The sequence below is a fragment of the Legionella resiliens genome (assembly GCF_021344005.1).
Classification (GTDB): domain Bacteria; phylum Pseudomonadota; class Gammaproteobacteria; order Legionellales; family Legionellaceae; genus Legionella; species Legionella resiliens.
Map to the genome: position 1 here is coordinate 532,274 of NZ_JAJTND010000005.1, position 22,740 is coordinate 555,013.

A 22,740-nucleotide genomic window follows, 5' to 3' on the forward strand; every position below is an offset into this window, starting at 1 on the left:
GCCTTCACCCAGACTACAATAAAACTATTAGTTCTAATGTTCTGAGATTGTAGCCTGGGGCAGTGAAGCGAATCCCGTTTTTTTGCGAACTCAGCTGTTATACAGATTGGTTAACATTTTCCTGCTTTTTAAGCTCCGTGTAAAAATCCTGTGCTTTTTGTTCAATATATTTTTTGCAACCTTCCGGATCAATAAAGGGATTCTTCCTACCCTTCTGCAATGATAAATATTTGTTTTTGAGATCAAACATTCCAGCATGAGCTCCCAGAAAAATATCACAGCGCAACGATTCGAGTACCTTTATGGAATGCCTATAATCCTGGGCAATATTAGGGTAAGTCATATTATCAACCAATTTATAGCCAGGATTTACGCCAAGGCTTCCTACAATTACGGCCTGATAGTGCTTACCGTGATCTTTTAGTTGTATTGTCCAAGTAGTACAACCTTTAGTATGTCCGGGAGTCACATGAGCAGCTAATACAGTTCCTCCTAATTCCACCTTATCCCCGTCGTGAAGCACCTTATCCACCGTGCTTTGAGTAAAATAAGTACTGGGGTCATTTGCATAATGAAAATCAGATTTACCGCCAGATAGAACCAAAGGCACATCTTCATCCATAACCATATATTTTGCATTGGTTTGCTGCTTAATCAATTCACTACCTGCGGCATGATCAAAATGAGCATGGCTGATTAGCAAAATTTTTGTATCGCTAAATTTAAAACCTAGTTTCTCTATACTGGCTTTAATCATAGGAACATTTGCCTCAAGGTCACTATTAATCAAAATGTTTCCTTTAGGCGTAACAATCAGATAACTTGCAAGATCATCAGTCCCCACATAATACAAGTTTCCGGCAATCTGAAAAGGTGGAAAAGAATTTGGCATTGGATAGGCAAAACTCGAATGATTCAATAGCATCATCAGTGCGCTTAAACATAATACTTTTTTCATGATAATAAAATCCAAAGAAAAATAAAGCAAATTACTTGGTAGAAGAGTACTTCATTTACGAGGATATAGGATACAGATTGTTTCATTTTTTTCAAATAAAATGAACCCGGCAGTATATTAATTCCACGTTTTTAAGGCTTTTGTCGTGGCCTGCATATTTTATTTCTTTGCGGCCGCAACAAACATCCATATAGCTAAAATAGCTGAAACACTTAAGGCAACACTACTGGCTGACATTGGGATACTGTATCCTGCAACTGTTACTTGCCAATAATAGATAATGCGTAAAACATGGATTAAAGCCACTAAAGTAAAAATCAGCCCGGCAACAATCAAAGCAATTTTTTTGTTCATTTTTTTCTCCCATCCATAGGGTTTGTTTACTTTTCGCTCGCTTGAGTCACAATGATCTGATTTTTGAGTACCGAGCGCAGCATACAGGAAGGATGTGAGCATTGAAACGCGTAAAATCAGGGGCAGCTTGGCCAAGATAGCAGAAATATAAACAGATCCTAATAATTTTTATCCTCTCATCATAGAAATTGGTTCGGCCAATTTTTAATGATTACCATAGAGTATTGATGCATGGAAATTTAAATGATCCTCGATAAAACTGGCGATGAAATAATAGCTATGATCATAACCCTCATGCATACGCAGATTAAGTGCCACCCGAGCTTTCACACATGCTGTCTGAAATAACTCTGGCTTTAGTTGCTCCTTTAAATAAGGGTCCTGGACACCCTGATCAATTAAAATATGCTGATGCGGCCATCCTCTCTCTGCAATGAGTTCGCACGCATCGTACTCCTTCCAGTGTTTCTTATCTGTTCCCAGATAACCTGTGAAGGCCTTTTGTCCCCATTGACATTGGGAGGGCGCACAAATTGGAGCAAAGGCAGAGACTGAACGATACTGATTCGGATGTTTCAAGGCTAAAATAAGTGCGCCATGTCCTCCCATAGAATGGCCCAAGATACCACAAGCACGATGATTGAGTGGAACCTTTTGCTGCAGCACAGTCGGTAACTCTTCATGTACATAAGTTGACATATTATAATATTTTGACCAAGGTTGTTGTGTAGCATCCACATAAAATCCGGCACCCACACCAAAATCATAACTTTCTTTATCCCCTGGCAAGTTTACCCCTCTAGGACTTGTATCGGGTACAACAAGAGCCAAACCTAAATAAGCAGCAATACGCTGGGCCCCTGCTTTAGTAATAAAATTTTGTTCTGTACACGTTAATCCTGAAAGCCAGTACAATACAGGGACACTTTGTTTCTGCGCTTGTGGTGGCAAAAAAAGACCAAAACGCATCGTACAATGAGTTACCTCAGATTGATGGGAATACACCCGTTGAGTACCGCCAAAACAGAAATGCTCTTCAATAAGTTCAATGGATGCCATTTAATTTATTCCTTAAGCCTCTAAAAAGTGAGCACCGTCCGAATTGACTCTCCCTGACGCATTAAATCAAAGGCCTGATTAATATGCTCAAAGGGAAGAACATGAGTAATTAAATCATCAATATTGATTTTCCCATCCATATACCAATCAACAATTTTAGGGACATCGGTACGTCCACGCATCCCACCAAATGCAGATCCTTTCCACACTCTGCCCGTAACCAATTGGAAGGGTCTGGTAGAAATCTCCTGCCCTGCCCCTGCAACCCCAATTATGGTACAAACACCCCAACCTTTATGACAACACTCCAGTGCCTGACGCATCAGTTTTACATCACCTACACATTCAAAACTGTAATCAGCGCCTCCCTTAGTCAATTCAACAAGGTATGCCACTAAATCATTATTAATTTCAATAGGATTAACAAAATCAGTCATTCCCATTTTTTGAGCCAATGCTCGACGTTCGGGTCTAATATCGATACCGACGATCTGCTCTGCCCCAACCATACGCGCGGCTTGAACCACATTAAGTCCAATGCCGCCTAAACCAAAAACAACAACACGAGAGCCTGGAGTAACTTTTGCTGTATTAAATACAGCTCCTAGCCCTGTAGTAACACCACAACCGATATAGCATACTTTTTCAAAGGAGGCATCTTCACGAATTTTCGCAACAGCAATTTCAGGTAATACAATATAATTAGCAAATGTTGATGTCCCCATATAATGAAAGATTTTTTTTCCATTAAAGCTGAAACGACTTGTTCCATCAGGCATTACCCCCTGACCTTGTGTTGCGCGAATTGCCTGACAAAGGTTGGTTTTCTGGGAAAGACAATATTCACATTTACGACATTCAGGAGTATATAAGGGAATTACATGATCCCCAGGTTTTAGAGAAGTCACTCCGGGGCCAATATCGACAATAACGCCAGCACCTTCATGCCCTAAAATAACGGGAAAAAGCCCTTCAGGATCATCACCAGATAATGTAAATGCATCAGTATGACAAACCCCTGTAGCCTTAATTTCGACGAGTACTTCTCCTTTTTTTGGCCCTTCCAACTCAACCATTTCAATTACCAGTGGTTTCCCAACCTCGTATGCTACTGCTGCCTTTACTTGCATCACACCCCCTACTAAGAAAATACTCCTTCCCCCAATAACTAATTATTTAATTTTATTGAAAAAAGTTACCTTTATTAAGATAATTTAAATGCAGATGATCGCTTTAGCAATGATAAACGTAATTAATACCACAACTCTTCAATCTCATTTATTTCTTTTTAGTGTTATTTTATACTTATAGATTAAACTAATACTAAAAAGACCAAATAAGTCTCAACTCAATAGGACAGAGCATGATCATTCATAGTGAATTTAAACCTGCTTGGTGGCTCACCAATACACATGGGCAAACTCTGTATCGGACATTGACTCATCGAGTGAATGTCTCTGTTGATTCTTATGAGCGACTTGAGCTTCCTGATGGCGATTTTATTGATCTAGCCTGGAAAGTTAATGGATTAGGTACTGATGCCCCTTTAATTATTCTTGTTCATGGATTAGGTGGTAATATCAATTCAGCATATGTAAGCACCTTGTTCAATTCATTCAATAAATCAGGTTACCGAGCTGTTTTAATGAATCTTCGTGGTGCAAGCGGTGAGCCAAATCGTCTGCCACGCTTTTACCATGGAGGAGATACCACTGATTTGGCTCATTTTCTCAATGTATTGAAATTTAGAGAACCCAAAACCAAGAAAGCTGTGGTGGGTATTTCATTAGGCGGTAATATACTTCTCAAATGGTTAGGAGAAGTAAGCTCCCAATCTTTAATTGATGCAGCCGTAGCAGTTTCTGTACCATTCCAATTGAAAAATGTAGTTCAAAAGATAAATAAAGGATTTTCTCGTGTGTATCAGGCACATTTGTTAGAAAAATTACGCACCGTCTTTTTACAAAAATTGGATGTTATAAATTGCCAATTACCGCTTTCTAAACAGAAGCTGTTTTCTATAAAAACCCTATACGAATTTGACGAACAAATCACTGCTCCGTTACATGGATTTGCTAATGCAGATGAGTATTATCAAAAATCCAGTTCCAGACAGTATCTCTCTCAAATTGCTACACCTACTTTAATTATTCATGCTTTGGATGATCCTTTTATGACGCCTGAGATCCTCCCCGGTACTGGTGAGCTATCTTCAGATATTCTTTTAGAATTAAGCCCACATGGAGGCCATGTAGGATTTATTGCAGATAAAAGGCACTTTTGGTTGGAGCAACGTATCCCTAATTTTTTAATGGATTATCTGCTGTTTTCTTCCAATACATGTGAATTAGAAAAAATTAATTAATCACTTATAGATTAGTGCATGTTGACAATCCATCCCCGCCGCCTACGTGCCGCGACTTGTTCGCGGCACGTAGGCAGTGGAATTGTCAACATGCCCTAAGCAATTTTCTTGAATAATAAATCTTGTCGTCTCAATGAGCGCAATAACACTTCAAAAAATTCAAATGGTTCTTATGTATCTATGGTGACCCACTATAAATTGTCTTATTTACATCATTTAGATAAAAAATAATCCAATATGTCCTATAATTGAAAATAGAGTTTTTTTTGAGCCTGGATGATGATTAAAACAAAAATAATTAAAAATGATAGTTTACTTAAAATCTATGGAACCCATTACTCATCCCTGGCGCATAATCGCTCTGACCTTGAATACTTTAAAAGCTCCAAGGTCCGTATTTTTTTTAGAGATTCAGAGGAGAACATGTTGGCAGGTTTTTGTATCAACTCAGGTCCTAACTATCGAACCTTTCTCCCATTGAATCCATCTCAATTGCAGAAGCTCTATAGCGACTACAACTTTGATCAAAAAAAGCCTCATGAAATCACCTGTCTTTGGATTGAAAAAACCTCACAACATGCCTCCTGGGTCGTATTTCTTTATTTTATCTTATTTCTTGATGTGCTTCGTTTACCCATGGGCCCCATTATTTTTGGTACCCATGGAAAAAATATTAATAATTTTTTTTCTCTCCCTTTTCCGAGAATCATCTTCTACGAAAAGCTATTTGTACTTACAAAAGGAGAAGAATGCGATTTTTGGATTAGAAAAGGGTCTAAGTTGCAATTCCTAAAAGGTTTTATTGTACTTGCAACAATCAGGTTATTTATGGGGAATAAAACTTTAGCTCGCTTTCGTTTGTGGCTTGATAAAAAGAAGTCAAATTAAAAACTACAATCCTAAGTGGTAACATGGAGATAGGTAGTATGAGTAGTATAAAAAGAGAACACCCTTCCCTTAATGAATTAGCATTATTTGGAGGTTCACCAGTTCGCACAAAACCTTGGCCAACCTATGACAAGGGAAATGTTATCATCGATGACGAGGATACCAATCTAATTCTGGATGTGATTAAAAGCAAGCGGTTATTTCGCTATGACAACCGGGAAATCAAGGATACAAAAGTAGGCCAATTTGAAGAAGGACTGAAGGATTACTTTAATTCTGAATATGCGCTTGCTGTAAGCTCTGGTACTGCAGCAATTTCGCTACCACTTATGGCTCTTGAGCTGCCTGATGACTCATTAGTTGGATGTCCCGCGTATTCCTTTACAGCAACACCCAGTGCGATTATCCAAGCACGGTTAAAGCCGCTCCTTATCGAAGTGGATCATAATCTTCACATTGATTTAGCGGATCTTGATAAAAAAATTGCTCATATGAAAGCATTAGTAGTGGTCCATATGCGAGGTTTTCCTGCTCCGCTTCCCCAAATTCTGGAACTTGCCGAACAACATGGTGTACCTGTTATTGAAGATGCTGTTCCCAGCCTTGGATGTAAGTTAAAGAATAAATATTTAGGCACATACGGTCTGGCGGGGGCATTTAGTACCCAATCGGATAAATCATTAAATACTGGAGAAGGAGGATTTATCTTAACCAACAACAAGGATCTCTATCTAAAATGTGTTATTTTATCTGGAGCCTATGAACGTCTTTATGAAAAGCACTTCTCCAATCAACTTTGCCCCATTGATTGTACCGCGATACCTGTATTTAATTTTCGTTTAGATGAAATCCGTGGTGCGCTTGGATTATCTCAATTAAAAAAACTCAATAAGCGGCTCAATTTGCTCACCCAAAATTATACTTATGTCATCCAAAACATTGTAAATTTAAAATGCTTAAGACCACGTGGTACTTGGAATGAAGCTGCATTGCCGCTTGGTGATAATTTACTGTTGGAATTGGATGGCTCAATAGAAGACTGTTGCTGGTTTGCTGAAGCACTTACTGCAGAAGGGATCGATACAAAAGCTCTTGGAGACCTCACTAAAATCAATGTTCGAAGATTTTGGGACTGGGCTTATTTATTTAAGGATGTAGCAAAACACGAAATTCCAAATCTTTATCCTGACAGTTTTAGAAACATTCAATCATATATTGATATTGCGCTTTCGCCCACATTGAAAAAAGAAGATCTGGATGAATTCTTAACTGCCATCAAAAAGGTGCATCATCATTATGAACTCAAAAGATAATTTGAACCAATGTGTTGCCTTGATCACAGGTGGAAATGGTGGGCTAGGTCTTGCCATGGCACTCGCCTTACGAAAGGCTGGAGCACAAGTAATTGTTTGCGGTCGAGATCAGGAAAAGCTAAAACAAGCCAAAACACAGGATCTCATCCCACTTATGATGGATGTAAGTCATGAAGAAAGTATTCATGAGGGTTTTAAAACGATATCCGGCCAGTTTGGAAAACTGGATATATTGATTAACAATGCGGGGATCTATGAAGATCAACACCTGTTAGATCTTTCACTGGAACAATGGGAGTATCTCATAAGCACCAATCTTACCTCGGTCTTTCTCTGCTCGCAAAGCGCAGTTCGTCTTATGAAAACCCAACATCATGGTAAAATTATCAATGTAGGCTCTATGTATTCTCTGTTTGGCCACCCGAACTCCATTGGATATGCCACCACAAAAACAGGAATATTAGGTCTAACGCGTTCGCTTGCATTAGAACTTGGTCCCTGGAATATCCAGGTTAATGCTATTTTACCAGGTTGGTTTGAAACAGCAATTAACGGTTCCTTACCCCAAACGGACAGAGGTGAGGAAATCAGGAAGAAAACACCTCTGGGTAGATGGGGCCAACCTCAAGATATTGGCCCTTTAGCTGTTTTTCTCTCCTCAAGTGGCTCAGACTTCATAACTGGGACAATCATCCCGATTGATGGAGGATACTCGGTCTCCGATCGCACTATTTGGTGAGGGAAGCAGACCTTAGTACTCATGAAGCATTTTAACTTTTTATCGACTCCCAAAACGCGATATGAGCACCTGTTGGATCGGCAACCACTGCAAATAAACCAAAATCACCCACTTTGGTAGCAGGGACTTTTACCGTTGCCCCATGCTTTATTGCTTTGGCTAAGGTGTCTTCTATACCTTCTACCAAAATATATGTCATCCAATGAGGTGGAATTTTATCTTGTTCCTCTTGGGGTATTTCCAAAATCCCCCCTATTGATTTATCGCCCGTGCTCGTTCTAAATAAAGTGTAGATCGTATCGCCTACCGCTTCTTCGGTATATTGCCAACCTAGTACATGCCTATAAAACTCTTTTGCAGCGATGACATTATTGGTAACCAGTTCGTTCCAGCAAAACTCACCAACCTGTGGGTTATTCATCATTAATCTCCTTATTTGTTTACTGGATTCAGCAATAAAGGTACTCCTATTTGTTTTCCTTGGTGGAGTAATCGTAAGAAAAAATGCAGAATTCCAGAACTTCCGACCATCAAATCCGCCGTGGCAACATGAGGATCTTCAGTTAACCAATAATACGCCCCTGTTTCTGTTGTTTGTCTCATTGCATACAGAAATTTCGCTACCAATGCTGCTCTCTCGAGCCATTCCTCATCACCTAATACACGAAATGCTTCCAAATAAATATCTCCTAATCCACTTAACCCATGACATTGGCTAAAATTAGGATAGCGCAAATGGATAGGATGAATTCTTAATGCGTGACGAACTAAATCCGCATACTCTTCTTCACCTGTCAATTCATAGAAGCGTAAAAAGGTCAATGCAATACCCGGGCCACCATGACACCACCAGCGCCACATAGCAGGATTCTTTGTACTGTAAGTCCACATGAGAAGAGAGTCTTCCCCTACGTGTTGATGAATTGCCTGTTGCTGTAGCCAATTTATTGCGCGTAGAGCACTTGTCCGCGCTGCAGTGTCATTTTCTCGTGCAGAAAATTCAGTTAAAAAATAGGCAATACCTGCAACACCATGAGCAAAACCAGATAAAACTTCTCCTGACATTCCAGGTACACCTTCTGGCATAATCCATGAACCATCAGCGAGCTGACTTGTAATTAAATAATCAACACACGGTTTTATATTTTCTTGAAAGGATGGTATGCCCAACCGATCGAAACAATACATTGCTGCTATTCCCTGACCCGCAGCGCCATGAGTAACATCAGGCCAATCCACAGTTTTATTCAAACAAGTATGAATGACTTTAATTAACGATTCATCGGAACTCTGAATACCTGATGAAATCGCCTCCGTCAAAGCAACACCGACACCAGCTGCGCCAAAGTGCAATCCAGGTAGTTCACTATCAACGGTATATTGATCTGAAATCAACCAATTTATAGCTTGCTGAATTCGTAACTTGCCTTCTTGAGGTAAAAATCCAAAGTGCTCCAAACGGCTCAATGCATATACAACTCCAGCCACACCGCGATTTGCACTTCGTCGAAATTCATATTGCTGACTATAGCGGTGTTTTATTTGATGTTGCGCCCCATTTTCTATGGATACCGATAACCAAAGACCCGTTTCAGATTGAATAGCGCCAGATTGTAATAAGCCTCGAGTACCCTCTACTAATGTATTGTGTATTTCTTCTTGAGTTAAGAAGGGTTCCTTCGGATTTTTTGTTGGCGCATGTTTGGGTTTTAAATCTGCAATTGACTGGGTAAGCACCGATGCAATCACTTCGAGTGAAGGACGTACTTCTGGGTCACTACTAATACAATCTATTATAACTTTCAGCAATGGCAACGGAGCTCCTTGGGTCATTTCCTGTAAACAAGCGAGCAAATGGTCATTATTATTCCTAACAATGCGGCGTGGATCGATACCGGTTAAGACTAACAGCATCAGGCATCCAATAGCATATAAATCATCTCCGATCGCTGGAGGCTCTCGATTTGCCTGTTGTGGTGACATAAAACCAGCGGTACCGAGTCCAAAAGCGGGAGATTGGTCGTCTAAAGCATGGCATAGTTCTAAATCAAGCAAATAAAGCTCGCCATTCTCCGCAAGCCAAATATTGGATGCAGTTAAGTCGCGATGTACATAGCCCTCCTTATGCAGCTGATTTACAACGCCTAGAAGCTTTTGGCACCAATTGAGTAATAACATTTTCTTGTCGAGCGGGAGAGTGCCGAAGGTAGACCCTCCTAAGGTTTGCACAGCAAATGTTTCAATGCTCCTCCCTTCAACCCACTCTAGCGGTAAATAACCATCTCCTTCGACTTCAAAGTAAGCATCAGCAGAAGGAATAGAAAGATGTTGACTAAGATTAGCGTGCAGTTCAGCCTGCCGTTGTAACCGGGTGCGCATATCTCTATTGTAATGGTCAGTCATACAGAATTGTTTGCCCTGTTTAAGAACTTTTAATCCGACAGAATCCTGGCAGCGTAAATCCAAAACTTTATAAACCCCTCCCTTGGGTTGATCGCGCAGGATGTCCAAAATTAAATAACCAGGACCAAATAATTTGGTTGGTCTTCCATCGACAAGGTGTACAGACTCAGGCAAATCATCATTCTGAGTTACTTCAAGACGCCAATCTTTAAATGGGTTCTCTACACCTTCAGGACATTTGAATGGCACTTGGTATTCATCAATTCGTAGTGATTGATCGGGGGCATAGATCATAAGGCGCATTAATCCTAAGCGATCGCGTTTAACAATCGGATTAAAACCGCCATATCGCGTATAAACGATATCACCTAAACGCATGTCTGAGATAATGCGCGGGCCAAGCATACCTTGAGTTAATTGAACAAGTTCCTGGGCTAATTGAACGGCATGCTTGTCATCCCTTGGGTAAATCGTCATAAATTTACCTATTTGGGTCCTGCCTAACTCCCCTTCATTGAGATAGCCTAAAGTCATGGTATCCCTTGCAATTTTAAAAGAAGGTACTTTATGCGTTAAAAGGCAAGGAATAATACGGTCCAATAATTGAATTGCCTCTCCGGGTATCGTGGAGATGTGTAATTTCCATCCCTGTATTCGATCAGTTTTGCCAACAGATGCCCAAGGACCACGTAATTCGGCTTCCAGTGCAAAAGAGCGTAGATAACTTGCATAATCAACATCTTTTGCACTGTTATTTAAAGAATTATTATGATCCTTAACTTGCTCAATATATGCCATAATTGTTCCCTAACGGATTCGTAAATTTTGTTTACCGCATTTGGAGATGAGAGGTGTAGCCACAGCTATCCCCACAGGTAGAGCCACAACTATCACCAGAACAAGTCACATCACACGTACTGCCGCCACATGTGCTACCACAAGTTCCAGAAGTACAACAACACGTTACATTTTCGTCACATATTAAATAGCCACCGCCAAATCTCGCTGATTCCAGCGCCGCAACGTGACTTCTTTCTTTAGCATTTTTTGTGACGCTGCATGTAGGACCACATGTATTTTCTGCACAGGTTTCTCCGCAAGTTTGCGGACAATCAAAATAAGGGGTTTTGTTACTATCTGCTCTTGTCATAGGAATCTTACCAACTAATCCTTGCACAATAGCTTGAAGATTCGCGTGTAGAATTATCTCGTCACCTGAGGAATTTTTTTTCTTTAGTTCTTTGACTGCCTGTTCTGGTTCAAACACCAGCTTATGAAAAAACTCAGGATCTTTTTTAGCACGGTCAATCAATTTGGTAATTTGTTCCCTGTTCATGATATCTTCCTTGACTACGACTGCTAATTTCGGAAAAATTTGGCAAGTCAAATCTTGACTTGCCAAACAAGTTTATCGTTCAATTTTAACGAATGTTTCCTCCAAACTTTCCTTGGAGGCTTGTTGTGTAACCGCAACTTTGGCCGCATGTATTATCACAACTGCTGCTGCAGGTATTACCACAACCTTCTAACGCACCGCCGCCTTCCCACATGCCTGCACCAGCTGCGTGTGTCATTCTCTCTCTTTCAAGAGTAAGGTTAGTGGTGTATCCGCAGCTTTGGCCGCATGTATTATCGCAACTGCTGGAGCAAGTGTTTCCGCAACCTTCCAGCGCGTCTTTAGAGTGAGAAAAATAAACGCTACTTTTTAATTTTTCAGCTGCAGTGATATTCGTTGTATATCCGCAACTTTGACCACAGGTATTATCGCAGCTCGTAGAACAAGTGTTACCACACCCTTCAAGACCAAGTATATTTGCGAAAAGTGCTTCTACATTTGAAGATACGATGCTTCCTCGACTGTGCCTATCCAAACTATCCAGTGAACCTAATACCTTTTCGGGTTCAAAGACAAGAGAATGGAAAAATTTAGGGTCTTTTTTTGCGCGTTCTATTAACTCATTAATAGCTTTATGATTCACGGTTATCTCCTTAATATTTAAATAATAAAATTCCTTTATATACAGCTACACATACAGCTACACCTACCGCTACATATACAGCTACAAAATTCATTTTTTTATTAAATAAATCGAAGAAAATACGAACTTTTGGACTGATCAAAAAAAATACAATTTTTATTTTGTGTCAAATAATATTAGGAAAAATTATATTCTTCGTCAAGTATAAAAATTTCCCAAAAGTGATGGTTAAAAGATAAAATTTCATTTTAGAAATCGGGTTGCGAATTAGCGGTTGAATTTACTACTGAATTCAAGATATTGTAGATTGAAAACTTAATGCAATCAAAATGGCTCTCATGAATATATTTTATGAAAATAAATAGGAATCCAACAGCTAAAGACATTTTTTACGCTGCAATTATTGAATCCAGTAATGATGCTATTGTCGGAAAAGATCTGAAAGGCACAATTATCAGCTGGAATAAAGCAGCTGAAAATCTGTATGGATATACAGCCAAGGAAATTATCGGTTTATCAATAGATTACCTTATCCCTACTGATAGAAAATATGAGATTCAGCAAATCTTAACAAAAATTAAAGAAGGTAAGAAAATAGATCATTATGAAACTGTTCGCTTGAAAAGAGATGGAACAGAGATCAAAGTCTCCATATCTGTCTCTCCAATTAAAGATGATTCCGGTAAGGTAATAGGCGCAGCGTCCATTATCAGAGAAATTCCATTTGTAACCCCTGAGCAAAAGAAGTTTGAATTAGCTGTGGAAGCTGCCCCAAATGGTATGCTTGTAATTGATGTTCAAGGTAATATAAGACTTGTAAATGAACAAATCGAGAAAATGTTTGGCTATACTCGATCTGAACTTTTGGGAAAACCCATAGAGGTTCTTGTCCCTGCGCGTTATAGAGAAAACCATCCGCAATATCGGGAAGATTTTTTTAAAGATCCTAAGGCACGCTTAATGGGGGCTGGGCGTGATCTTTATGGATTAAGGCAGGATGGAACTGAGTTTCCTGTTGAAATTGGCTTAAATCCTTTACAAACAGATGAGGGAGTTTTAGTTTTTGCTTCCGTTGTAGATATTACTGAACGAAAACGACTGACCCAGCGATTTGAGTTGGCTGTTGAAGCGTCTCCAACTGGAATGATAATGATTAATCGCGCTGGGGAAATTGAACTTTTAAATTCGCAAATTATTAAAATGTTTGGCTATGAGAAACATGAATTAATGGGCAAGAAAATAGAAATTCTTGTGCCTGAACGATTCAGAGCAAAGCATCCTGAACATCGACTTGTTTTTTTTGAAAATCCCAAAGCACGGCTCATGGGCGCAGGACGAGATCTTTTCGGTCAAAGAAAAGACGGTACTGAGTTCCCTGTTGAAATTGGTTTAAATCCATTAATTACTGAAGATGGAAGCTTTGTTTTAGCGTCTGTTGTTGATATTACGGAAAGAAAAAAAGAACAAGAAAAATTCCGGTTGGCGATTGAATCGACCCCAGCAGGAATTTTGATGGTAAATAAAATGGGAGAAATAGAACTTGCCAATAGACAAGTTCTTAAAATGTTTAAGTATAAAAAAGAAGACTTAATTGGACAAAAAATTGAGGCACTTATACCTATCCGATTTCGTGCCAATCACCCCAAATATCGTATGGCTTACTTCATGAAACCCCAAACACGAGCAATGGGAACTAGTCGTGATTTATATGGCTTGAGAAGCGATGACACTGAATTTCCTGTTGAAATTGGCTTAAATCCATTAAAAACAGAGTCAGGAATCTTTGTTTTAGCCTCTATTATTGATATAACTGAACGTAAAAATAATGAACAAATGATAAAAAGGAGCAATGCAGAGCTTGAACGGTTCGCCTATATAGTATCTCACGATTTAAAGGCACCTTTAAGAGGAATTGCTACGATATCTGAATGGATTATTGAAGAATACAAACAAAAATTAGATTCCAAAGGAAGGAACTATTTAGAACTGCTTGATAACCGAGTTAAAAAACTGCAAGCTTTAATTGATGGGATACTGGAATATTCAAGAATAGGACATGTTCAAGGAGAACCTGAGCGAATTAATTTAAATAAATTAATTGAAGAAGTTAAAGAGGTTTTAATGCCTCCCAAACACATTAAAATAAAAATCCAGCAAGATCTTCCTGTTATCTATGCAGAAAAAATTCATATATATCAAATAATTCAAAATTTAATTAGCAATGCCATCATTTACAATGATAAGAAACAAGGGCTAATAGAAATTGGAGTATCCGAGCATTCTAAAGAGTGGAAATTTTTTGTAAAAGATAATGGAATAGGAATTGATGAACAATATAAAGACAAAGTTTTTGAACTTTTCCAAACACTACAAAGTAAAGAAAAATACTCATCTACGGGAATAGGTCTTTCGCTTGCCAAAAAAATTTTAGAGCTTTATGGTGGAAAAATTTGGTTTAATTCAATAGTTGGACAAGAAACCACCTTTTATTTTACATTAAATAAAGAAAAAGTAAGTGCGGGGTAATAATGTATTCAACAAAACCAATTCTCCTTATTGAAGATGATCAAATCGATCAAATGGCAATTCAAAGAGCCCTTGCAGAACTTAAGATAACCAATGAACTCGCCATTCGTGAAAATGGCGAAGATGCTTTGATCTATCTTAAGGAAATTGGGAGACCCTGCCTTATCATTTTAGATTTAAATATGCCGCGAATGAATGGTTTGGAGTTTCTAGATATTATTAAAAGGGATAAGTTATTTAAATTCATTCCTGTAGTTGTATTTACAACGTCTCAACAAATAGAAGATAAAATAAGGGCTTACGAAAAATGTATTGCAGGGTATATTGCAAAACCAGCAGATTCCAAAAAAATCATAGAAATATTAAAATTAATTAATGATTATTGGACAATTTCAGAAGGCCCCCTCTCTTAACAAGATAAGAGCAAAGTAAAATTTTCAGCACTGAAAGGATTAAAAGTACAATACGAAACGCTTTGAAAAATCCAAGTAGCGATTTTTATTGCAATTCACTACATTATGTAAAAAGAGAGACCACTGTTTTTTTAAAAGAGTTAAGCAAAGCTAATGCTCCAATTTCTACTGCTTGGTGCGTCACTTTGCCACTCCATTGTATTCGCGCTGCTCTCCAACCTATAAAAAAAGCAGAAACAAGGACTATTGGAGTGATTAGGTGATAACGAGCTATTCCGCTTTGTGCAAAATACTCTTTATGCTCAATCACCTCATCTTTTTGGGATTGTAAGTACCTGTCCATCACCTCAATTTGTACTATTATCTGCTTTCTCGATTTTTTCATGCTCAACACTCTCTTGCGAAAAGAATTCCCTTGTTTTCTGAAAACTCATACTCTTTATGTTAAATGATAGATACTTAAGCAATCCCAGTAAGAATCCCACATTAAGAAGTAAAACAAATGCAAAAGATAATAGAAGTCGATTAGAAACTAAATGCACAAAATACCCTGAAGCCAAGTATGCAAAATAACCTATTAAGAACATAACAGATAACCATACTGTAAGTAGCACGACTAACAGCAGACAGATATTTAGCAATAACGGAAAAACGCTCAACCCTGCCAGCCTTGCTTCAAGGCTAATTAAAGAGCAAACTGTTTTAATAACAGATATTTTTGCGGCAATTAGGGCTTCTAACTGTTTTAAGGCTTCCATTACTTTTTCATTAATCGAGATAACAAAAAGCCAATTCCTCCTGCGACCAAAACAGAGGCTAATGGATTATCCTGTATTTTCTTCACTATGCTATCTGAATATTCTTTGACGTTTCCCTCTACTTCATTCGCCTTGTTTACCCCTTCCTTATACAACTGATTCACCTTTTTCTTCCCTTCTGTTAATAATTGGCTTGCAGCTGCTTCAAGATGCTCTTTAGGAGTATAAGTTCGATTTTCATTAGTACTTTTCATGTGGATACCCTCCTTAGTTAACAATACTTTACCGAAAAAATTTGTGAAAATAATATATTAAATATAGTCACTGAATGAGATTAATCAAATAAATCCATTCACTTTTATTATGACTTAATTTTTAAAAACATCATAAAATTATTTTTTGTATCAATGAGTTGTCATTAAAATAAAGAGTCATATCTCTCAAATTCGGTTATCAGCTTACTGCAAATAATGTGTTATTGAGCATCAAAACCTCACATTGACTTCAATAGAAAAATGCGTACACTAAATTGCCAGGAATAATAATAAACTATAGGTAAATTGGAAAAATGGTAAATTCAACACTTCTCAGTGACATACAGCAGTTAGAAGACGCTGTAACTTTTTATTGTCAGGGTAAATCTCAATATTTTGTTGAGAAAAGATCCTTTAACTTTACCTCACTGACAAATGTTTACAACTCAATCAGGTTGCTGCCATTGGACAGCGAAAAAATTGCACTGATGGAGCGTTTTCATCAAAATATCTTCAAACAAATGGTTGCATTCCATCCGAAGCTTTATTTATCTATAAATTTTACTAATGAAATCAATATATATAAACCTTTACTTGAACAACTTCATGAACTAAAAACACAAGCTTCAGAACTGTTTGAACATTATTTTGATGAGAAACCACGCTTTGATTGGCAGGGTATGCATCAACTTCGTGCCCAAATTCATAATCTGACAAATACCTCAGATAAAACACAACTCATGCAATTATTTGAGCATGGCCTATTAGCAACAATCTCTCAAATAGAGCCTAAAGCCTATTCTGCCCTAACTTTTCAATCTGAATTAGTGGCAGCGGAAGAGTTGCCAATATTAGACGATCAAAGCATGGCTACCCGACATATCAGATAAATAATTCAGTTATAGAACTCGTACGAGTTCTATAACTTTTTCATTGAACTCTCAATAAATCTCTAAAAAATTTACTCATTAGTATCCTGAAAATCACTCTGACAGCATGAAGAATCCTGAGGATCGCGATTAATAAATTATATTTTATTTAAGCTATTATTATTGGAAAACATATGAAATAAGGAGATAAGTATGTTAAGTCTTGATACGGAAACAATTCGTGATCTTCTTGATAAAGCACGACAATTTCAGGCTAAAGAAGACGTCAGCTTTCCGGAAGTCACTGATGAAATGGATGCACTCTATGTATTAGCTGATCATCAAGATGATCCGGTTTATCAAGAAACAATAGAATTCATTGATAATTTACGTCCTGATCAGCAAGCAACTTTAGTCGCATTAATGTATTTAGGCCGCGGAGATTACACTCAAGAAGAATGGGAAGATGCGCTTAATTTCGCCGAGGATGAATTGACTGAGCATACCGGGGAATATTTGTTATCCAGACCCACTGTGGCTGATGACATTGCACGAGGTCTAAATATGCTAGGGATTTCCTATCAGGAATAGTTTTGAGGGGTTAGCATGCCATTTGTTAATATTGGTACCTCAGGATGGGTCTATAATGGTTGGAAAGAAGTTTTCTACCCTAAGTCTCTTGCAGAAAAAGATGAGTTAACCTATTACTCAAATATCTTTAATACCGTAGAGCTTAATAGCAGTTTTTATCGCATACCTACCCCAAAATCCATTACGAAATGGAAAGAGACGACCCCGGATAAATTTATTTTTTCGTGTAAAGCCAGCCGCTATTTAACTCATATAAAAATGCTTAAAGATGTCCAGGACAGTGTTAATTATTTGTTGCAAGTACTTGAAGGATTAGAAGAAAAATTAGGACCCGTTTTATTTCAACTCCCACCTTATTGGCCCTTTAATCTGGAACGTTTGGAGCAATTTATTAAAGGATTACCTGAATCCTTTGATTATACATTTGAGTTTAGAAATAAAAGTTGGTTACGTCAGGAAGTTTATGATTTACTCACAAAAAACAATATTGCACTTTGTTTTTATGATTATAAGGGATTTCAGTGTCCAGAAATTATAACCAGTGATTTTATCTACTTAAGATTGCATGGACCGCATCTCCAACCCTATTCTGGTCATTATGAAGAAAAATCGCTTTTAAACTATGCTCATAAATTTTCCAGTTGGCAGCAACAGGTTAAAAAAATTTTTTGCTATTTGGATAACGATGAAAAAGTAGTTGCGCCCCACGATGCACAAGTATTGGAACGATTAGTACAGTGTACATTTAGCCATCCCGATCAATAATCTATCAAATTCAGTATCTCGTTTTTCCTTACTTAATCCACTCCTCTACGACTTTTAAAAATAGTCTACTCTTTGAATAAGAAATGTAATTAAGGATTAAGCATGCCTCAATCAATCTGGAAAGGCGAGATTTCCTTTGGGCTTGTCTCTATACCGGTTTCGTTGTATTCCATTGAGGAGCAAGATGAGCTTAAATTTCATTTGCTTGATAAAAAAACGAAATCCAGAGTACATTATCAACGAATTAGTGAAAAAACCGGCAAGGAAGTTCCTTGGGATCAAGTGGTGAAGGGATTTGAATTTGAAAAAGACCGTTACATCGTTGTCGATGAAAAAAAGTTCGAAAAGGCGAGTCCAGATTTATTTAAAGCAATCAACATTGAGGAATTTGTTGATTTTCAGGAAATTGATAGTCTTTACTTGATGAAGCCTTATTACCTTATCCCAGAAAGCAAAAATAAAAAAGCATATGTATTATTGCGGGAGTCATTAAAAAAAACAAATAAAGCAGGTGTTGCGAAAGTCATTATTCGGACGAAAGAATCTATTTGTTTAATCCTTCCTCATCATCACTCCCTACTTTTGTACTTGATTCATTTTAAAAATGAGATACGTGAGGAAAAAGAAATGGATGTTCCGAAAGAAGATTTTAAAAATTATAAGATTTCCCAATCAGAAATAAAAATGGCTGTTACTTTAATTAATGAAATGACTACTAAATGGCAGCCTGAAAAATACCATAATGAATATCGTGAAGCGTTGAAGAAATGGCTTGATCAACAAATAGCAAAACAGCCACTAATCAAAAAAGAGGCAGATGCTGAGGTTGCCAAGGAAAGCTCTGCAGATGTAGTGGACTTTATTTCGCTTTTAAAAGAAAGCATGAAAAAGAGAAAATCTGCAGAAAAGCCAAATAAGAAAAAAAGCTCATAAATCAAGAAAACAATCAATCTGCCCCATAAACTACACTCTTGTCAAATTATATCACTTTATGTAAAGATAACTTGAGACATCTTGGGAATAAGTGTCATAGACCTCTTTCGAAATTCGCTGCAGAGCGAAGTGCAAGAAAGTCTGCAATAGAATTTCGGAAACAGTTCTAGTGTTATAGCAGCAATCTCGGAGGGACCTAAAATGAGACAAATATTTAAAATTAATAAAGCCATCAGATCAGCGAGCTCTGTATTTAAAACGCCTCAATCTCAAATAATGCTTTCGCAAAAAAAAACATCAAAACCATCGGTTGCAGCTCAAAAAATAACAACAATAGCCCCCCCTGTGACAAAAGCACTCAATCCGCTATTTTTTACAAAATTAAAAGCAGAGGAACACAAACAGTTTACGACTAAAAAACGGCATCGCTCTGAATATAAAGACAATTACAGCGCTGCACTCAACTTGCCTTATTCAAATTATCAATTAGCTGTAAAGCACCGCGATCACAATGCGCTTCTTATCATGTCGAAACAAAATATTATTGAACATGCAAATCGACGTGTTGATTTATTTTTTTACACATTAATTGCTTATTATAAAACGGGGATTTTGCCAACCTATGGGCATACAACATTGCAACATGGTAGAGGACGCACCACACGAAGTAATATAAGTATCTCTGAGGCATGTCATAGCAGCTTGATTCCTTCATTAGTGGATACAACTATTTATCAAAATAAACAAACAGGAGAAAAACATAAAAGTTTACTGTCTGACACACATTTTATGGATAGTCTGAACGCCACAGTCGAATTGCCTCCTTTTGTCAATGATCTGGATGATCTGTTAGAAAATGCATTAAGGGAAAAAAGTTTGAATATACTTCGCGAGGTTTCACTTGGAGTAATCAATCCAGTTAGAGGATTAACTCAGTTTTTGCAAATATTGAGTACCGTTTTAAAGGATCTTAAAGAAGATGCTGAAAATAAAAGCAAATCAGCCCTACCCAAGCATCCCTTAATCAAACAACAATCGATTAGCCCAAATCTGATTGAACTTGTACGAACAGGGTCATTATCGACCACCTATTTACCTCAGACACAGACCGCAAATGATGAGTACATCCAACTCCTACTTAGAATGACGCCCGAAGAAAAAGCATCATTCAAAGATGAGCACAGTAAAGAAAAGATATACCTCAATAAAATTATGGAGTTACAAAATGAAATTTTACATACGCAAAGCAACCAATTCCCATCATTTAAGTAAAGAAAACCAAGGGGTAGTGCACACAATAATCTTAACCTTATCACTACCTCCTCTTCCCAGCACGTGTTCGTGGGTGTTCCGCAAAACTATAACCACTCTGCCTAAGTACTGTGCCTTATACCGTAGTACGCAGGCACTAAGGAAAACCGGAAGCTAAGTAAGAAAAAACTGCCTCTAGCTATACCTGAGAGATTTGACTAAAATACAGTAGCTTAGCTGCTGATAAATAAAAACTTTTTTACACGGGTGTCAATTTATGAATATCCATGCTGTTGTTGAAGAACAGAGAAAATTTGCTGCTGCCGGACAAGCTAAAAAAATTGATTTTCGTAAACAGCAACTGCAAAAATTGAAGACGGTTATTAAACAAAATGAGCAGCTCCTCTATGAAGCGCTGTATGCAGATATAAAAAAATCCCAGTTTGAAACCCATTTAACTGAGCTTGCCATGATTTATCATGAGCTTGATCAAGCAATAAAATCGGTACGTAAATGGGCAAAACCCAAATCCAAAAGAACGGAATTAGTACTTCAACCAGGAAAGAGTTTTATCTTACCCGAACCTTACGGCACGACGCTCATTATCGGTGCATGGAACTATCCCTATCAGCTGACTTTAAGTCCTCTAATCGCATCCATGGCAGCAGGAAATACCAGCATTATCAAACCAAGTGAGCTACCACAAAATACTTCATCCGCTCTCGCAAAAATAATCAATCAAAATTTTGATCCGTCTTATCTTTATGTCGCAGAAGGCGGTGCCGAGGTAACTCAGGAGCTTCTTAGCATTCGTTTTGATAAGATCTTCTTTACTGGCAGTACTGCCATAGGAAAAATCGTAGCCAAAGCTGCAGCAGAACACTTAACTCCCGTCACCTTGGAATTAGGCGGAAAAAGTCCTTGCCTTGTTTTTGCGGATGCCGATCTCAAAATTTCAGCCCAGCGTATTGTTTGGGGCAAGTTTTTAAACGCAGGCCAAACCTGTATTGCACCAGATTATCTTTTAGTTGAAGAATCGATTTATCAACCCTTATTGGAAGAACTCAAAAACCAAATCAAGGAAATTATTGGTCCTAATCCTCTTACAAGCGAAAGCTATGTACGAATTATCAATCAAAAACATGTACAACGCTTAAAAAAACTCATCGACCCTCAAAAATTATTTACAGGGGGAGAAGTCATTGAGACAGAAAATTATATTGAGCCAACAATTCTTAAGGATGTCAGTTTTGCTGATGGAATTATGAAAGAAGAGATTTTTGGCCCAATTTTACCGGTTATTCCTTTTTCCGATCTGCACGCTGTTCTCCAGGAAATAAAACAACGTCCACGTCCTTTATCACTTTATGTTTTTACAAAAAACTCAAACGTGCAAACACAAATTTTGCATGAGGTTTCCTTTGGCGGTGGTTGTATAAATGATGTGATTATGCATATTTGTAATTCCCACCTTCCCTTTGGTGGTATCGGAGAAAGTGGTATGGGGAGTTACCACGGTGAAGCAGGTTTTAAAACGTTTAGCCACTTCAAAAGTATTTTGAAAAGGCCTTTTTGGTTTGAGTTGCCTATTAAATATAGGCCATATAGCCAATGGAAACAGAAGATAATCCGAGCTCTTTTAGGGTAAGTTAATACACATAAACTCAAAATCACCATCCTTTGATTTGGGTTATGTCAATCAATCTCGATTTTAAAAGCGACAAACAATCTAGGATTTTAGAAGCATTTTCTCCTCAAAATGTAACAATTGCTTCTCGTTTACATAAACTGTTTATGGTGTAGGATTTTCCCCTATTTCCTTTTCGTTCTGGGCAGCACGTTGGGCCCGCTTAGCAATAGCTTCTTGTAATTGCACAAAAAAGCGAGAAGGTTGCAGAGGTTGACTCACTTCTGATTCAAGCTGTTTTCCCCATGACTCATCCAGTTCAGATTGAATATTTAACTCATCATCCAACATTGAATCTAAAGCATGGGTTTTTTGTTGATAAGAAATTACGAATGTTCTGCAGGCATCAACAAAGCAAGAATTTTCTTCCAAGATCAAAGCAGAATTACTGAGAAAGCCAATAATGCGTTCATCTTTATGATTTTTCTGATTTTGTATTACTAAAAACAAAAATTCTTTTAATAAAAGATAAATTGATGAGTAATCCACATCGCTTTCCCCTTTTTGTCCGTATTTATCCACCAAATTTTGCAATAATTTAATACATTCTTTACTCACTGGCATTCCTTTCTCCCAATAAATAAACCTTTCTTTATTAAAAACGCTGAAAGCTAATTAAGCAAGAAAAAATAGTG

At 37.7% G+C, this 22,740-nt stretch carries 24 protein-coding genes; 12 read left to right on the plus strand and 12 right to left on the minus strand.

Annotated elements, in window-relative coordinates; genetic code table 11:
* Nucleotides 1-97 precede the first annotated feature (97 nt).
* The 4 genes from blaFEZ to LXO92_RS14860 all read right to left on the minus strand — a co-directional run bounded on the left by blaFEZ (nucleotide 98) and on the right by LXO92_RS14860 (nucleotide 3,501).
* Nucleotides 98-958, minus strand: coding sequence for an FEZ family subclass B3 metallo-beta-lactamase (gene blaFEZ / locus LXO92_RS14845; RefSeq protein WP_232891247.1), 861 nt, complete (start codon nucleotides 956-958; stop codon nucleotides 98-100).
* A 159-nt stretch (nucleotides 959-1,117) separates the two neighbouring features.
* On the minus strand, nucleotides 1,118-1,312 hold the full coding sequence (locus tag LXO92_RS14850; protein ID WP_182350303.1) for a hypothetical protein: 195 nt from the start codon (nucleotides 1,310-1,312) through the stop codon (nucleotides 1,118-1,120).
* 204 nt (nucleotides 1,313-1,516) lie between these two features.
* The gene (gene fghA, locus LXO92_RS14855) at nucleotides 1,517-2,371 is read right to left on the minus strand and encodes an S-formylglutathione hydrolase (RefSeq protein ID WP_255666715.1); all 855 of its coding nucleotides are present in this window, start codon (nucleotides 2,369-2,371) and stop codon (nucleotides 1,517-1,519) included.
* Nucleotides 2,372-2,391: 20 nt separating this feature from the next.
* Nucleotides 2,392-3,501: an S-(hydroxymethyl)glutathione dehydrogenase/class III alcohol dehydrogenase gene (locus LXO92_RS14860; RefSeq protein ID WP_182350304.1), complete on the minus strand. Its 1,110-nt coding sequence runs from the start codon at nucleotides 3,499-3,501 to the stop codon at nucleotides 2,392-2,394.
* 233 nt (nucleotides 3,502-3,734) lie between these two features.
* On the opposite strand from LXO92_RS14860, the gene LXO92_RS14865 reads away from it, so the two are divergent.
* The 4 genes from LXO92_RS14865 to LXO92_RS14880 all read left to right on the plus strand — a co-directional run bounded on the left by LXO92_RS14865 (nucleotide 3,735) and on the right by LXO92_RS14880 (nucleotide 7,676).
* Nucleotides 3,735-4,736 (plus strand): hydrolase, encoded by a 1,002-nt coding sequence (locus LXO92_RS14865; protein ID WP_182350305.1) that lies wholly within the window; start codon nucleotides 3,735-3,737, stop codon nucleotides 4,734-4,736.
* Nucleotides 4,737-5,012: 276 nt separating this feature from the next.
* Nucleotides 5,013-5,624 carry a hypothetical protein gene (locus LXO92_RS14870; protein WP_182350306.1) on the plus strand — a complete coding sequence of 204 codons (612 nt, stop codon included), beginning with the start codon at nucleotides 5,013-5,015 and terminating at the stop codon, nucleotides 5,622-5,624.
* Between the two features lie 38 nt (nucleotides 5,625-5,662).
* Nucleotides 5,663-6,937: a DegT/DnrJ/EryC1/StrS family aminotransferase gene (locus LXO92_RS14875; RefSeq protein WP_232891248.1), complete on the plus strand. Its 1,275-nt coding sequence runs from the start codon at nucleotides 5,663-5,665 to the stop codon at nucleotides 6,935-6,937.
* Entirely contained in the window at nucleotides 6,921-7,676 is a 756-nt protein-coding gene (locus tag LXO92_RS14880; protein ID WP_182350308.1) for an SDR family NAD(P)-dependent oxidoreductase, read from the plus strand. The genes LXO92_RS14875 and LXO92_RS14880 overlap by 17 nt, the downstream gene beginning before the upstream one ends.
* Before the next feature lie 31 nt (nucleotides 7,677-7,707).
* Here LXO92_RS14880 and LXO92_RS14885 read toward each other — a convergent pair whose 3' ends face one another.
* The 4 genes from LXO92_RS14885 to LXO92_RS14900 all read right to left on the minus strand — a co-directional run bounded on the left by LXO92_RS14885 (nucleotide 7,708) and on the right by LXO92_RS14900 (nucleotide 12,058).
* Nucleotides 7,708-8,097 carry a VOC family protein gene (locus LXO92_RS14885; RefSeq protein ID WP_182352865.1) on the minus strand — a complete coding sequence of 130 codons (390 nt, stop codon included), beginning with the start codon at nucleotides 8,095-8,097 and terminating at the stop codon, nucleotides 7,708-7,710.
* Nucleotides 8,098-8,108: 11 nt separating this feature from the next.
* Entirely contained in the window at nucleotides 8,109-10,877 is a 2,769-nt protein-coding gene (locus tag LXO92_RS14890; RefSeq protein WP_182350309.1) for a class III lanthionine synthetase LanKC N-terminal domain-containing protein, read from the minus strand.
* A gap of 31 nt (nucleotides 10,878-10,908) precedes the next feature.
* A complete protein-coding gene (locus LXO92_RS14895; protein ID WP_182350310.1) occupies nucleotides 10,909-11,415 on the minus strand; it encodes a hypothetical protein in 507 nt (168 codons plus the stop codon).
* Between the two features lie 85 nt (nucleotides 11,416-11,500).
* Nucleotides 11,501-12,058: a hypothetical protein gene (locus tag LXO92_RS14900; RefSeq protein ID WP_182350311.1), complete on the minus strand. Its 558-nt coding sequence runs from the start codon at nucleotides 12,056-12,058 to the stop codon at nucleotides 11,501-11,503.
* 351 nt (nucleotides 12,059-12,409) lie between these two features.
* Here LXO92_RS14900 and LXO92_RS14905 point away from each other — a divergent pair, with 351 nt between their 5' ends.
* Together LXO92_RS14905 and LXO92_RS14910 are read left to right on the plus strand one after the other, a co-directional pair.
* Entirely contained in the window at nucleotides 12,410-14,584 is a 2,175-nt protein-coding gene (locus tag LXO92_RS14905; RefSeq protein WP_182350312.1) for a PAS domain-containing sensor histidine kinase, read from the plus strand.
* 2 nt (nucleotides 14,585-14,586) lie between these two features.
* A complete protein-coding gene (locus tag LXO92_RS14910; protein ID WP_220471039.1) occupies nucleotides 14,587-14,997 on the plus strand; it encodes a response regulator in 411 nt (136 codons plus the stop codon).
* Between the two features lie 103 nt (nucleotides 14,998-15,100).
* Here LXO92_RS14910 and LXO92_RS14915 read toward each other — a convergent pair whose 3' ends face one another.
* Genes LXO92_RS14915 through LXO92_RS14925 form a run of 3 tightly spaced genes read right to left on the minus strand, consistent with a single transcriptional unit; the run spans nucleotide 15,101 to nucleotide 16,009 of the window.
* The gene (locus LXO92_RS14915; RefSeq protein ID WP_182350313.1) at nucleotides 15,101-15,382 is read right to left on the minus strand and encodes a hypothetical protein; all 282 of its coding nucleotides are present in this window, start codon (nucleotides 15,380-15,382) and stop codon (nucleotides 15,101-15,103) included.
* A complete protein-coding gene (locus tag LXO92_RS14920) occupies nucleotides 15,345-15,755 on the minus strand; it encodes a hypothetical protein (protein ID WP_182350314.1) in 411 nt (136 codons plus the stop codon). The genes LXO92_RS14915 and LXO92_RS14920 overlap by 38 nt, the downstream gene beginning before the upstream one ends.
* The gene (locus LXO92_RS14925) at nucleotides 15,755-16,009 is read right to left on the minus strand and encodes a hypothetical protein (RefSeq protein ID WP_182350315.1); all 255 of its coding nucleotides are present in this window, start codon (nucleotides 16,007-16,009) and stop codon (nucleotides 15,755-15,757) included. The genes LXO92_RS14920 and LXO92_RS14925 overlap by 1 nt, the downstream gene beginning before the upstream one ends.
* Nucleotides 16,010-16,323: 314 nt before the next feature.
* Here LXO92_RS14925 and LXO92_RS14930 point away from each other — a divergent pair, with 314 nt between their 5' ends.
* The 6 genes from LXO92_RS14930 (at nucleotide 16,324) to LXO92_RS14955 (ending at nucleotide 22,066) form a co-directional block, all read left to right on the plus strand.
* Nucleotides 16,324-16,899 carry a hypothetical protein gene (locus LXO92_RS14930; RefSeq protein ID WP_232891249.1) on the plus strand — a complete coding sequence of 192 codons (576 nt, stop codon included), beginning with the start codon at nucleotides 16,324-16,326 and terminating at the stop codon, nucleotides 16,897-16,899.
* 192 nt (nucleotides 16,900-17,091) lie between these two features.
* Complete coding sequence (locus tag LXO92_RS14935) at nucleotides 17,092-17,469, plus strand: DUF3775 domain-containing protein (RefSeq protein ID WP_182350317.1); 378 nt, start codon at nucleotides 17,092-17,094, stop codon at nucleotides 17,467-17,469.
* Between the two features lie 15 nt (nucleotides 17,470-17,484).
* Complete coding sequence (locus LXO92_RS14940) at nucleotides 17,485-18,234, plus strand: DUF72 domain-containing protein (RefSeq protein ID WP_232891250.1); 750 nt, start codon at nucleotides 17,485-17,487, stop codon at nucleotides 18,232-18,234.
* A 102-nt stretch (nucleotides 18,235-18,336) separates the two neighbouring features.
* On the plus strand, nucleotides 18,337-19,167 hold the full coding sequence (ku, locus tag LXO92_RS14945) for a non-homologous end joining protein Ku (RefSeq protein WP_232891251.1): 831 nt from the start codon (nucleotides 18,337-18,339) through the stop codon (nucleotides 19,165-19,167).
* 201 nt (nucleotides 19,168-19,368) lie between these two features.
* Nucleotides 19,369-20,439, plus strand: a complete 1,071-nt coding sequence (locus LXO92_RS14950; protein ID WP_232891252.1) for a hypothetical protein — start codon at nucleotides 19,369-19,371, stop codon at nucleotides 20,437-20,439.
* Between the two features lie 256 nt (nucleotides 20,440-20,695).
* Nucleotides 20,696-22,066, plus strand: a complete 1,371-nt coding sequence (locus LXO92_RS14955) for an aldehyde dehydrogenase (protein WP_232891253.1) — start codon at nucleotides 20,696-20,698, stop codon at nucleotides 22,064-22,066.
* Nucleotides 22,067-22,210: 144 nt separating this feature from the next.
* Here the strand turns inward: LXO92_RS14955 and LXO92_RS14960 are convergent, their stop codons facing one another.
* Nucleotides 22,211-22,669: a hypothetical protein gene (locus LXO92_RS14960; protein WP_182350322.1), complete on the minus strand. Its 459-nt coding sequence runs from the start codon at nucleotides 22,667-22,669 to the stop codon at nucleotides 22,211-22,213.
* Between the last annotated feature and the right edge of the window lie 71 nt (nucleotides 22,670-22,740).